This is a genomic window from Ruegeria sp. AO1 (assembly GCF_056535985.1).
The window spans coordinates 2,646,740-2,659,639 of sequence record NZ_JBQFJC010000001.1; the positions used below are offsets into that span (position 1 = coordinate 2,646,740).

The 12,900-nt window shown below is 58.7% G+C and carries 13 protein-coding genes; 7 read left to right on the top strand and 6 right to left on the bottom strand.

The genetic code is table 11. The features are described from left to right. Positions 1 to 56: 56 nt before the first annotated feature. Both phnD and phnC read right to left on the bottom strand, forming a co-directional pair. On the bottom strand, positions 57 to 959 hold the full coding sequence (gene phnD, locus ACR3FB_RS13075) for a phosphonate ABC transporter substrate-binding protein (RefSeq protein ID WP_170527473.1): 903 nt from the start codon (positions 957 to 959) through the stop codon (positions 57 to 59). A gap of 67 nt (positions 960 to 1,026) precedes the next feature. Continuing rightward, positions 1,027 to 1,848, bottom strand: coding sequence for a phosphonate ABC transporter ATP-binding protein (gene phnC / locus ACR3FB_RS13080; RefSeq protein ID WP_170709989.1), 822 nt, complete (start codon positions 1,846 to 1,848; stop codon positions 1,027 to 1,029). 169 nt (positions 1,849 to 2,017) lie between these two features. Here phnC and rpe point away from each other — a divergent pair, with 169 nt between their 5' ends. Beyond that, a complete protein-coding gene (rpe, locus tag ACR3FB_RS13085) occupies positions 2,018 to 2,707 on the top strand; it encodes a ribulose-phosphate 3-epimerase (protein WP_170639157.1) in 690 nt (229 codons plus the stop codon). Between the two features lie 36 nt (positions 2,708 to 2,743). Here the strand turns inward: rpe and ACR3FB_RS13090 are convergent, their stop codons facing one another. From ACR3FB_RS13090 to parC, 4 genes are all read right to left on the bottom strand, one after another. Beyond that, a complete protein-coding gene (locus ACR3FB_RS13090) occupies positions 2,744 to 3,685 on the bottom strand; it encodes a lipid A-modifier LpxR family protein (RefSeq protein ID WP_480563275.1) in 942 nt (313 codons plus the stop codon). Between the two features lie 225 nt (positions 3,686 to 3,910). After that, entirely contained in the window at positions 3,911 to 5,086 is a 1,176-nt protein-coding gene (tuf, locus tag ACR3FB_RS13095; protein ID WP_170381019.1) for an elongation factor Tu, read from the bottom strand. 115 nt (positions 5,087 to 5,201) lie between these two features. Further along, entirely contained in the window at positions 5,202 to 5,792 is a 591-nt protein-coding gene (locus ACR3FB_RS13100) for a hypothetical protein (RefSeq protein ID WP_425085662.1), read from the bottom strand. A 97-nt stretch (positions 5,793 to 5,889) separates the two neighbouring features. After that, entirely contained in the window at positions 5,890 to 8,238 is a 2,349-nt protein-coding gene (gene parC, locus ACR3FB_RS13105) for a DNA topoisomerase IV subunit A (RefSeq protein WP_425085661.1), read from the bottom strand. Positions 8,239 to 8,440: 202 nt separating this feature from the next. Between parC and ACR3FB_RS13110 the strand changes: the two genes are divergently transcribed. The 6 genes from ACR3FB_RS13110 to ACR3FB_RS13135 all read left to right on the top strand — a co-directional run bounded on the left by ACR3FB_RS13110 (position 8,441) and on the right by ACR3FB_RS13135 (position 12,853). After that, positions 8,441 to 9,067, top strand: a complete 627-nt coding sequence (locus ACR3FB_RS13110; RefSeq protein WP_480565681.1) for an SH3 domain-containing protein — start codon at positions 8,441 to 8,443, stop codon at positions 9,065 to 9,067. Between the two features lie 69 nt (positions 9,068 to 9,136). Beyond that, positions 9,137 to 9,964 carry an SDR family NAD(P)-dependent oxidoreductase gene (locus ACR3FB_RS13115; protein WP_480565683.1) on the top strand — a complete coding sequence of 276 codons (828 nt, stop codon included), beginning with the start codon at positions 9,137 to 9,139 and terminating at the stop codon, positions 9,962 to 9,964. Positions 9,965 to 10,043: 79 nt separating this feature from the next. Then, complete coding sequence (locus tag ACR3FB_RS13120) at positions 10,044 to 10,244, top strand: twin transmembrane helix small protein (RefSeq protein ID WP_170380419.1); 201 nt, start codon at positions 10,044 to 10,046, stop codon at positions 10,242 to 10,244. Between the two features lie 2 nt (positions 10,245 to 10,246). After that, positions 10,247 to 10,819, top strand: coding sequence for a cob(I)yrinic acid a,c-diamide adenosyltransferase (locus tag ACR3FB_RS13125; RefSeq protein ID WP_170380420.1), 573 nt, complete (start codon positions 10,247 to 10,249; stop codon positions 10,817 to 10,819). Between the two features lie 346 nt (positions 10,820 to 11,165). Then, a complete protein-coding gene (locus tag ACR3FB_RS13130; RefSeq protein WP_170556409.1) occupies positions 11,166 to 11,924 on the top strand; it encodes an electron transfer flavoprotein subunit beta/FixA family protein in 759 nt (252 codons plus the stop codon). Continuing rightward, positions 11,924 to 12,853 (top strand): electron transfer flavoprotein subunit alpha/FixB family protein, encoded by a 930-nt coding sequence (locus ACR3FB_RS13135; RefSeq protein WP_480565685.1) that lies wholly within the window; start codon positions 11,924 to 11,926, stop codon positions 12,851 to 12,853. The genes ACR3FB_RS13130 and ACR3FB_RS13135 overlap by 1 nt, the downstream gene beginning before the upstream one ends. Positions 12,854 to 12,900 lie beyond the last annotated feature (47 nt).

Genomic DNA, 12,900 nt, shown 5'->3' on the forward strand with positions numbered 1-12,900 from the left:
TGAGTGGAAAACGGGGTCCGGCAAAATACCGGACCCCGCGAATAGAAGAGGCAGGCTTAGTTGGACTTCAGCTTGCGCGCTTCGATGATGATTTCGTAGGCGTCGTGGGTGATCGGATCAAAGCTTTTGGCTTCGCCCGCAGCCACACCGTAGAAGCAATCCCGGTCCTTTTCCGACAGGGTGTCCCACAGCTCGGTCACTTTGGCTTTGACGTCAGCAGGCAGCGCCTTGCGGACAACAACAGGACCTTCCGGGATTGGCTCGGATTTCCAGATCTGCACCAGATCGTTCATGTCGATCAGACCGGCATCAACGGCACGGCGCAGGGCACCCGACTGGTAGCCGTCTTCCCACTCACCCAGACCGTCGGCCCAGGTCACACCGCCATCAACGTCGCCGTTGTTCACGGCAACGATGGTCTGCTCGTGACCGCCGGTGAACTTCACTTCACCGAAATAGTCACCCGAATCCATGGTCGCGCCGGTTGCGGCAGGGATTTCGATCGACGGGATCAGGTAGCCCGAGGTCGAGTTCGGATCGCCGAAGCCAAAGGTCTTGCCCTTCATGTCTTCCAGCGAAGTGATGCCGCTGTCTTTGCGCGCAAACCCGATCGAGTGATAGCCGTAGCCACCATCAGTGTTGACCTTGACCAGAACCGGCTCAACCGCTTCGGGATCGGACAGGTAGGTTTTTGCGTAACCCGACGCGCCCAGCCAGGCTACGTCAATGGTGCCGCCCAGCAGACCCTGGATCACACCGTTATAGTCGGCAGGGGCAAACAGCTTGGCCGGAACGCCCAGAGCCTCTTCGGTGTAGACGCGCAGGCATTCGTTGTTGTTCAGACGGTCCTGAGCGTTCTCACCTCCCAGAATACCGATACGCAGCTCGGAAATCTCCTGAGCCATTGCAGGCGCGGCCATGGCAGTGGTCGCAACAAGGGCAGCAACTAGTTTTTTCATCTGTCTCTCTCCAGTTTGATGCTCCCGACCTCTCATCGGGCCGGGCGATGAAAGGGGTTGGGGTGGCTCAGACGGTCGCTTCGGCTTCCATCAGGGCCTTTTGTGTGGCGTCCAGCGTTTCGATCTCGGTCGAGGTTGCCTCTTCCGAGAAGCTGGCATCGGCGCCATAGATCTCGCGGGCGACACCGGTGGTCAGTTGTTCAGGCAGGCCATCAAAGACGATACGACCGTCGCGCATGCCCACCACGCGGTCGCAATAACGGCGCGCAGTATCCAGCGTGTGCAGGTTGGCGATGACTGTGCGGCCGTCCTCTTCGTGGATGCGGCGTAGGGTCTGCATCACCACCTGCGCGTTCATCGGGTCCAGCGAGGCAATCGGTTCATCGGCCAGAATGATCTTGGGGTCCTGCATCAGGGCGCGGGCAATGGCCACGCGCTGCTGCTGACCACCCGAAAGCGCCTCGGCCCTCTTGGGCGCATGTTCCGCGATGCCCAGACGATCGAGGATGTCGATAGCGCGGTGGACCTCATCCATCGGGAACAGATTGAACATCGTAGCCAGGGTCGAGTGGCGGTTCAGCGTCCCGTGCAACACGTTCGACACCACGTCCAGACGCGGCACGAGGTTGAATTGCTGGAAGATCATCGCACAATCCGCCTGCCAGGCGCGCTTGTCGCGACCCTTCAACTGGGTCACGTCGCGGCCTTGGAACAGGATCTCGCCATCGCTGGCATCCGTTAGTCGGTTGATCATGCGCAACAGCGTCGATTTACCCGCACCCGATCGACCGATGATCCCGATCATGCAGGGCTTGTCCACGTCCAGCGTTGCGGTATCCACCGCCACATTCTCACCGAAGCGTTTGGTCAGTTTTTTGATGTGCAGCACGTGCCACCCCCAATTCGTGTTGGCGGGTAGCTACGGATTGCAATCAACGGATATGTGTCGGTTCAGTGAAAGTTTTGTAAACACCGCAGCCCGTACCATAGGGCCTACCCTTTAGGCTCATTCCCCGTTATACGCGCCCGCAACCCCAGTTTCCTGCATGAGGCCCGCTATGAGCTTTGACCGTTCCATCAAGATCGCTCCGTCGATCCTGTCCGCCGATTTCGCCAATTTTGGAGCCGAAATTCAGGCCATCGAGGCCCAGGGTGCCGATTGGGTCCATGTCGATGTCATGGATGGCCATTTCGTGCCAAACCTGACGTTCGGCCCTCCGGCAGTCAAAGCGTTCCGTCCCCATGTCAAAACGGTGATGGATGTGCATCTGATGATCTCGCCGGTCGATCCTTACATCCAAGCCTATGCCGATGCAGGAGCCGATATCCTGACTGCGCATGTCGAGGCCGGCCCACACACACACCGCACCCTGCAAGCCATCCGTGCGGCGGGCATGAAGGCCGGCGTTGCCCTGAACCCCGGCACCCCTGCCGATGCGGTCGAGCATCTGTTGGACCTCACCGATCTGGTCTGCGTCATGACAGTGAACCCTGGCTTCGGAGGCCAAAAGTTCATCGACATGACCAACAAGGTCAGCAAGCTCCGCGAGATGATCGGAGACCGCCCGGTGCATATCGAGATTGACGGCGGTGTTGACCCAAACACAGCCCCGCTGGTCGCAGCAGCGGGCGCAGATGTTCTTGTCGCGGGATCAGCCGTGTTCAAGGGCGGGTCAGTTGACCAACCTGACGTCTATGGTGCGAATATCGCTTCGGTTCGGGCGGCTGCGGAATCTGCGTTGAAGTAATGCTACTGGCCGCCGCAGCGTCATAGCGATCAAAGGTCAGAACGAGATTTTGAAACTCACTGATCCAACAACCTGACCCTCAGGTTGTTGGTTGAATTCTTCACTCAGATACGTCGCGCCGTAAAACAGAGTTCCGTATTTGGCCTCCCAGTTCAGACCAAGGCGCGCGCGATACCGTTCATGCTTAAGGCTGACCGCCCCGGAATTCGGGATATATGCGCTGTCGGCCACATAGGCTGCATCAAACCCGAACACGCCGCTGACACCCTTTGGTCCTGTCCGCATAGAGCGATAGCGCTGCCCGGTGATCTTGTCGCGGATCAGTAGCTCTGACCGCCCCACCTGTCCAAAGGTCACGTCCATTCCAACGCGGGCAAGAGTTTCGTCTCCGGCCCGCACAGAAGCAAACGGGCGGAGGCGCGTGTTTCGGCCCCAATCCCACTCTCGCCCGAATTCCGCGACTACGGTGGGATAAAAATCATTGGAAATCTGCTCATCCAGGACCGCCCGCGACGGTGGCGTGCTTCCGATCAGCTCGTGAAACTCGGTCTGCAGACTGTCCACGCCCGTTTGCGGCCCTACGGCCACCAATTCAGCGCCTACAGTGAACTGCGCACCGCGTCTTTGAAAATGCGTATAAGCACCAAGCGACAGGATCCCGGCATACTGTCTGTCCTGCGGGTTTGGCGTAACCAGGTCCTCGGGAGATACCATCTGCGTGTACGCCCGAATCTCGATCACGTCCCCAAAGGTTTCGGGCAGTTCCCCGCTCCAGCCGCGCGCAAGAATCCAGGACAGGTTCAGAGACGACGTCTGCCAACGGTCATGATCATCACCAATCAGATCATCCGTGAACATCCAGCCGAAGCCGATCAACTCTCGCTTTGATGACTCTGTTTGTTGGGGCGTGGGAGACAAGGATTGTGCGAGCAGAAAATGCGGAACACACAGGAAGACAAGTGCCCAGAATATCTTCATTGCCGTCCCCTTCCCTCTTCACGCTCAGCCGTTCATCAGGCGCGATACGTTTTCAAGGACCGTAAGAAAAGGTTTTGATTTCAACAATATTTTCATGCGCGAGTGCAGTGAGTCGCGGCCAAAAGGCAACATCTCAGGCACCCTGAGAGACATCCGGATCGTGGCTCAAACGAAAAAGGGCGTCCCGAGGGACGCCCTTTCCGTCTGATTATTCGCTTGCGCGAATTATTCAGTGATTTTCGATACAACGCCGGCGCCGACGGTGCGGCCGCCTTCGCGGATCGCGAAGCGCAGGCCCTGCTCCATCGCGATCGGTGCGATCAGCTCAACGCCGAACGACACGTTGTCGCCGGGCATGACCATCTCGGTGCCTTCCGCCAGGGTCACGGTGCCGGTCACGTCAGTTGTACGGAAGTAGAACTGAGGACGGTAGTTCGCGAAGAACGGAGTGTGACGACCGCCTTCTTCCTTGGTCAGGATGTAGGCTTCGGCTTCGAACTTGGTGTGCGGTGTAACCGAACCCGGCTTACACAGAACCTGGCCACGCTCAACGCCGTCACGGTCAACACCACGCAGCAGCGCGCCGATGTTGTCGCCCGCTTCACCGCGGTCCAGCAGCTTGCGGAACATTTCAACGCCGGTGCAGGTGGTTTTCGAAGTGTCGCGGATGCCGACGATTTCGATTTCGTCACCAACGTTGATCACGCCGCGCTCAACACGACCGGTCACAACGGTACCACGACCCGAGATCGAGAACACGTCTTCGATCGGCATCAGGAACGGCTGGTCAACAGCACGCTCAGGGGTGTCGATGTACTCATCAACGGCCGCCATCAGTTCCTTGATCTTCTCTTCGCCGATTTCAGGCTTGTTGCCTTCCATCGCGGCCAGAGCCGAACCTGCGATGATCGGAATATCGTCGCCAGGGTATTCGTAGCTGGACAGCAGTTCGCGAACTTCCATCTCAACCAGTTCCAGCAGCTCTTCGTCGTCAACCTGGTCAACTTTGTTCAGGAACACGACCATCTTCGGGATGCCAACCTGGCGGCCCAGCAGGATGTGCTCGCGGGTCTGCGGCATCGGGCCGTCAGCAGCGTTCACAACCAGGATCGCGCCGTCCATCTGAGCAGCACCGGTGATCATGTTCTTGACGTAGTCGGCGTGGCCGGGGCAGTCAACGTGCGCGTAGTGGCGGTTCTCGGTCTCGTATTCCACGTGGGCGGTCGAGATGGTGATGCCGCGCGCTTTCTCTTCCGGCGCACCGTCAATCTGGTCATACGCTTTGAAGTCACCGAAATACTTGGTGATCGCTGCGGTCAGCGTCGTCTTGCCGTGGTCAACGTGCCCAATCGTGCCGATGTTGACGTGCGGTTTTGTACGCTCAAACTTTTCCTTTGCCATTCCTCAGGCGCCCTTTTGCGATTTGGGGGACCCTTGGTCCCATGGTTACATCTGCGCGCGCGGGATATTTGGTTCAAAGGGGAAAATCAAGCACATCCTGAGGGAAATGCACCGATCACGCCGGATTTTGCGTGAGCTCGCTCGTTTCCAGCGGTTGGATCAGGTCCGGACGCCGGTCAAACCAACCATTGTCCTTATGTTCTTCGGCCAACCACTCTTCGACTCGGTCGGCAACTTTCAGGGCAAGGCCGCTCATCTGCTCTTCTTTCGTGCGGGTATTTCCCGACCCTGTCAGAGCGCTCTCTCCGGTCGTGTCTTCCAAAACTTGAAACTGCTTGCCCTTGGCCAGAAACTCTTTCTTCTTCACATCGTAGACGTTGACCAGAACAATCGCCGTGCTTTTGGGATTGTAGATGACGGGAATGCCCGGAGGCGCCAGCATGTAGCCTTCGAGGCTGATACCGATGTCGTATTCCTGCGCGCCCTCGTAGCGGCCAAGGCGGATATCGACCGCGTTCTGGATCGCCTTGGTCCATTCATCCGGCGTCGCATCGCGAGAGACAGGTCCCTTCACCGCCTTGTCGGCAAACGCATAGTTTACGCGCAGCTTGAACTCCCCCAACGACTCGGGTTCTTCATAGACTTGCGTCTGCGTGCAGGCGCCCATCAGGGCGAGTCCAGTAATCAGGGTCAAAATGCGCAGCATGATCTCGTCTCGATAGGCCTGTTTTTCTTTGATCTAGCGCACCGATACGGCCTGTGCCAAGCCGTATCGGCGGATTTCGCCCGAAACCCTCGTCAGATCACGAGAATTTATAGACACGCGGGAAGCCATAAGGAGGCTTTTTCCCAACGCTGGCGCGTTTGGCCAGCCATTGAGACATATCTGCCTCATGCCGTGTTTTATCGCCACCCATGGACCATTTGAGCCCTTCTTCCCAGTTGAAGGTTGTGATGTCGGACAGGCCGCCATCCAACTCCAACGTGCCCTGCCGGCCGCGCGCCATATTGTATTTCTGCAAGCGCACGCCTTTGCCTCGCGTCATCTCGGGCAACTCTTCGGTTGGGAAGACCAAGAACTTGCCATTCTGCGAGACCACTGCGACGTGATCTCCAGCGACCGGTTTACAGATCATCGCTGTCTCGTCGCCTTTGACGTTCAGCACCTGTTTCCCGTTGCGGGTCTGCGCCAGAACGTCATCCTCGGGCACCATGAAACCGTTGCCAGCGTCCGAGGCCACCAGCAGCTTGCGTCCGGGCTTGTGGATCAGGATGTCGATGATCTGCGCTTCGTTCGGCAGGTCGACCATCAGGCGGAGCGGTTCCCCCATACCCCGCCCGCCAGGCAAGTTGGCGGCGCTAACGGTGTAGAACCGCCCGTTCGATGCAAACACCAGCAACCGATCCGTGGTTTCCGCATGGAAGATGAACCGGGGGCCGTCTCCGTCTTTGAACTTCAATTCGCGCTTGAGGTCGATGTGGCCGGTCATGGCGCGAATCCAACCCATCTGAGAGCAGACCACCGTGATCGGTTCACGGTCGATCATCGCTTCAAGCGGGACTTCTTCGACCTGTCCGGCCTCAGCAAATTGCGTGCGACGCGCGCCGCCTTCGTAGTCTTTGCCAAAGGTCTTCTTGGTCTCTTTCAACTGCTCGGCGATCTTGGCCCATTGCAGAGCGGGATCGGCCAGTAGGTCTTCCAGATTGGCGCGTTCCAGCATCAACTCGTCACGCTCGCGGACCAGTTCCATCTCTTCCAGACGACGCAGGCTGCGCAGGCGCATGTTGAGGATCGCGTCGACCTGAACCTCAGACAACTCACCCTCACCCGGTTTGGGTGTGGCGTAGTCGGATTCGTCCGTGGCGCGGACGTGATCAATCCCCCAATCCTCGCGCATCAGCGCGGCTTTGGGGTCGTCGTCGTAACGGATAATGTCGATCACACGGTCGAGGTTGAGGAAGGCGACAATAAAGCCCTCCAACACCTCAAGCCGGTGGTCGATCTTCGCCATGCGGTGACGCGAGCGACGGATCAGGACCTCTTGTCGGTGATCAAGGAAGGCGCGCAGCACTTCCTTCATCGAGCAGACCTTGGGCGTCACCCCGTCGATCAGCACGTTCATGTTCAGGCTGAACCGCACCTCAAGGTCCGAGTTGCGATAGAGCATGCCCATCAGTACCTCGGGGTCGACGTTTTTGGAACGCGGCTCAAGGATCAGGCGGATGTCATCGGCGGATTCGTCCCGTACATCGGCTAGGATCGGGATTTTCTTGGTCTGGATCAGTTCCGCTATCTTCTCGATCAGCTTGGATTTCTGAACCTGATACGGGATCTCGGTGACGACGATCTGCCATTGGCCGCGACCCAGATCCTCGACTTCGAACTTACACCGCAAGCGGAAGGACCCGCGCCCGGTGCGATATGCTTGTGCGATATTCTCGGGCGGCTCAACGATCACGCCGCCGGTCGGGAAATCCGGGCCGGGCACATAGTTCAACAGCGTGTCGTCGCGCGCGTCTGGCGTTTTGATCAGATGTAGACACGCGTCGCAGAGCTCCGAGATATTGTGCGGCGGGATATTCGTCGCCATGCCGACCGCGATACCGCTGGCACCATTGGCCAGCAGGTTCGGAAACTGCGCAGGCAGCACGACCGGCTCGGTCAGCGTGCCATCATAGTTGTCACGGAAATCAACGGCGTCCTCGTTTAGACCCTCAAGCAGCGCCTCTGCCACGATGGTCATCCGGGCTTCGGTGTATCGCGAGGCCGCCGGGTTATCGCCGTCGATATTGCCAAAGTTCCCCTGCCCGTCGACCAGCGGGTAGCGGACGTTAAAGTCCTGCGCCAGACGCGCCATCGCGTCGTAGATCGCGGCGTCACCATGCGGGTGATAGTTACCCATCACATCGCCCGAGATCTTCGCGGACTTCCGGAAACCTCCGGTTGCACTGAGTCGCAGTTCCCTCATCGCATAGAGGATTCGCCTGTGAACCGGTTTCAAACCATCACGCGCATCCGGCAGGGCGCGGTGCATGATGGTGGACAGCGCATAGGTCAGATAGCGCTCACCAATTGCGCGGCGTAGCGGTTCGGCTACCTCGCCCCCATTGTCAGGGGCCTCCATGTTGGGGTCGTCGATCGTATCGTTCATATATGATGTGATACGACGCAAGCGCGGCTTGGTAAAGCAACCAAGACTTATTTTACTGGGGACAAGTCGCGCTTTTTGCAACAGGGGGAGGCAACCTACGGATTTCCCCCATTTTTCGACTCCCGCCTCGAAATATGCTATGCTCTCATGAATTAAACTGCTGCCAAATCTTGTATTTACGATTTCTTCGGGGGGAAGCGTCATGACGCGCCTGATACTTGTTACTTTTGCCGCCCTTGGCTGGGCCTTCTACGTCATGAGTGGAGGCCCCGACTTTGAACCGCGCGGCCTGCGCAGTGACAATCCGCAGCGCATGGCGGCCACGTTCGAACCTGCACCCAAGGCGGCGCCTCCGGCGGCCGCACCAGTTGAGGAGTTGGTGACCCGCGCCGCGGTTCAACCCATCCCAGTGATTGAGTTTATTGCAGAACCCGAACCTGTTCTGGGCGAGGAAGAAACCAAGGTGCTTCTGTCTCAGGTTGCAGCCGGACTGCAAGCGAATCCGTCTCTGTTCGAAGATCAGGATGTCACGCTGACGCTGGCCTCGCTGGAAGGCGGCGTGACGGCGATGCAGCAAGTCACAACCGACGCGGAACCCGCCGTGTCGCCCGTCCCGGAACCCGAAAAAGACATCCGCGAAATCTCAGGCACCCGCGTGAACATGCGTGACGGTCCGGGCACGATCTATCCTATCATCGGCAAGGCCACGATCGGGCAGCGGGTTGAGGTCCTGAGTGATTCCGGCACCGGCTGGCTGCGCACCCGCGTGTTTCCCGGGCAACAGGTCGGATGGATTTCGGCATCACTGGTCCGCAAAACCACGAACTGACGTCCGGGCGTCATTGCTCTGTTTCCTCTCGCAGCCTAGGTGTTGGGGACGTTGAGGTTCGGGGCCATCATGCAAAAATCAATTCTTATTACCGGCTGCTCTTCCGGCATAGGTCTGGATGCAGCACACGGTATGCGTGCACGCGGTTGGCGCGTCTTTGCCTCGTGCCGCCAGCAGCGTGATTGCGACAGGCTGCGCGCGCAAGGATTTGAAAGCCCACGAATCGACTATCAGGACACAGACAGCATCACCGCCGGACTGGCCGAGGTTCTTGAGGCCACCGGAGGCACTTTGGATGCCCTGTTCAACAACGGGGCGCACGGGCTACCCGGCGCGGTCGAAGATGTGCCGACCGACGGTTTGCGTTTCATCTTCGAATCGAATGTCTTCGGTTGGCACGAGCTGACGCGGCAGGTCATTCCCGTCATGCGCGAACAAGGTCATGGGCGCATTGTCCAGAACTCCTCAGTTCTGGGGCTGGTCGCGTTCCCCTGGCGCGGCGCGTATGTCGCCACCAAATACGCGATTGAAGGTCTGACCGACACGATGCGCCTGGAACTGCGCGGCAGCGGCGTCAAGGTCATCCTGATCGAACCCGGTCCGATCACGTCGAAAATCCGCGAAAAGGCGATCCCGGTGTTCGAGCGCTTCGTGGATTGGGAGAACTCGGTCTTGTGTGACAGGTATGAGGCATCTTTGCTGAAACGGCTCTATGAAGGCTCTGGCCCAGACACGTTCGAACTGCCTGCCTCGGCGGTCACCAACAAGCTGGCACATGCGGTCGAAGCGAAACGGCCCAAGGCGCGCTACTACGTGACGACTCCGACCTATATCGCAGGCTATTTGCGGCGAATTCTGCCAACAAAAGCTATAGACCGCATACTGTCAGACATCTGAGGCAATATTTCCCGTTCGCTTTTGGCACTGCAGGCGCTAGATCAGGCGCACACAAAGAAAAAGCGGACGGTGACTGACGATGGACCCTTTGATGGTCGTTTTGCTCTTGGCGATGGCGGCGGTTGTCGTCGTGCTGACCCTTGGAATCGCAAATTTCGGAAAAAGCGGCATGGATGCCGCCAAGAAGAGCAACAAGATGATGCGCCTGCGCATCCTCTTTCAATTCATTGCCGTATTGCTGATTGTGCTTTACGTCTTCCTGCGCGGACAAGGAGTTTGACGATGGTCGTTCTGAACAAGATCTACACGCGCACAGGCGATGACGGAAAAACCGCTTTGGGCAATGGCGAACGGGTTGCGAAATACTCGGGCCGCGTGGCCGCATATGGCACGGTTGATGAGCTGAACGCCTTTGTCGGCGTCGCCCGGACCGAAGCCGAGGGAGAAACTGACGCGGCGCTGGCCCGCATACAGAATGACCTGTTCGATCTGGGGGCTGATTTCTGCCGCCCCGACATGGAAAAAGACGCCGAGGCTGACTACCCGCCGCTGCGCATCGCGCCTGCTCAGATCGATCGGCTTGAGGCTGAAATCGACGCGATGAATGCCGATCTTGAACCACTGCGCAGCTTCATCCTGCCCGGTGGCTCGGCTTTGGCAGCGCATCTGCATGTCTGCCGCACCGTCTCGCGCCGAGCCGAGCGTCTGGCGGTTGAGCTGACCAATATGGAGCCTGTCAACGAGGTCGCGGTCAAATACCTGAACCGTCTGAGTGATTGGTTCTTCGTCGCCGCCCGCTGCGCCAACAACAGCGGCAAGGATGATGTCTTGTGGGTTCCGGGAGCGAACCGCTGAAAGCGGCGGGACGTCGAGTGGACGTCCCGGCGACCGGAAGGGCGGAGCCCCGGCCCAAAGAACGGGTGCTAAGTGTCATTTACTCGGTGTCCCGCTGACCAGAACAATCAACCTACTGGTTTCAGCTGGACAGGTTGGCCACCGGCAACCAAATCCCAGCATCGACAGCTAACCATCAAAAAAACTCTGCTCCCTATTCGTCAAAAAACACAAAACGCGACGTCTCAAGGCCATGACGTGACGATTTTGCTCTGTTGTCGATGAGATTGAGGCGCTATCTAGTCCCGCGAGAGCATTGGTGGAGTCGCGACGCGGCTTGCCGTTTTTGTAAGGAGCGAACGCAAAAATGAAGGTACTTGTGCCTGTCAAGCGCGTGATTGACTACAACGTTAAAGTCCGGGTTAAGGCGGATGGCAGCGGTGTTGATCTCGCCAATGTAAAGATGTCGATGAACCCGTTTGACGAGATTGCAGTTGAAGAGGCGATCCGCCTGAAAGAAGCAGGCAAGGCTGACGAAGTCGTTGCTGTTTCGATCGGCGTGAAGCAGGCGCAGGAGACGCTGCGGACTGCTCTGGCCATGGGTGCGGACCGCGCGATCCTGGTTATTGCTGCGGATGACGTCCACACGGATATCGAGCCTCTGGCTGTTGCGAAAATCCTGGCCAAAGTGGTCGAGGAAGAGCAGCCGGGCATCGTTCTGGCGGGCAAGCAGGCGATCGACAACGACATGAACGCCACCGGCCAGATGCTGTCGGCCCTGCTGGGCTGGAGCCAAGGCACCTTCGCGTCCGAGCTGGACATCGAAGGCGACACCGCCAAAATCACCCGTGAGGTTGACGGCGGTCTGCAGACCATCAACGTCAAGATGCCGACCATCGTGACCGTTGACCTGCGCCTGAACGAGCCGCGATATGCCTCGCTGCCGAACATCATGAAGGCGAAGAAAAAGCCGCTGGATGAGAAAACCGCCGCCGATTACGGCGTCGACGTCACTCCGCGTTTGGAAATCGTTAAAACCGATGAGCCGCCGGCCCGTGCCGCTGGTATCGTCGTCGGCTCGGTTGATGAGCTGGTCTCGAAACTCAAAGAAGCGGGGGCTGTGTAATGGCTGTACTTCTGCTCGCCGAAGTCAACAACGGCGAACTGTCGCTGGACGCCACTGCCAAGGCAGTGTCCGCTGCGAAATCGCTGGGTGATGTGACCGTTCTGGCCGCGGGCGGTTCTGCCGCTGCTGCCGGTGAGGCTGCTGCCAAGATCGACGGCGTGTCCAAGGTTCTGGTTGCTGAAGACGAGTCGCTGGGCCACCGCCTGGCGGAATCGACCGCAGCGTTGATCGTGGGTCTCGCCGATGGCTATGAGCACATCGTTGCCCCTGCCACCACCGACGCCAAGAACGTCATGCCGCGCGTTGCTGCGTTGCTGGACGTGATGGTGATCTCGGATGCGTCTGGCGTGGTTGACGGCTCGTCCTTCGAGCGTCCGATCTACGCAGGCAACGCGATCCAGACCGTCAAGTCGAACGACGCCAAGAAAGTCGTCACCTTCCGCACCGCTTCCTTTGATGCGGCAGGCGAAGGCGGTTCGGCTGCGGTTGAGACCATCTCGGTTGGCGAAAACCCCGGCCTGTCGTCCTGGGTTGAGGACAAAGTTGCCGAGAGCGATCGTCCCGAGTTGACCTCGGCTGGTGTTGTTGTTTCGGGCGGCCGTGGTGTCGGCTCGGAAGAAGACTTCAAATTGATCGAGACTCTGGCTGACAAGCTCGGCGCCGCTGTTGGCGCGTCGCGTGCCGCCGTGGACTCGGGCTATGCCCCGAACGATTGGCAGGTGGGTCAGACCGGTAAGGTTGTTGCACCGGACCTGTATGTCGCCGTCGGCATCTCGGGCGCGATCCAGCACTTGGCTGGTATGAAGGACTCGAAGGTCATCGTTGCGATCAACAAAGACGAAGAAGCACCGATCTTCCAGGTTGCTGACTTCGGTCTGGTTGCTGACCTGTTCCAGGCCGTACCCGAACTGACCGAGAAACTCGGCTGATCGAACCAAGCGGTTGCTTGGAAAACCATTGTAAGGCCCGCCCCCTC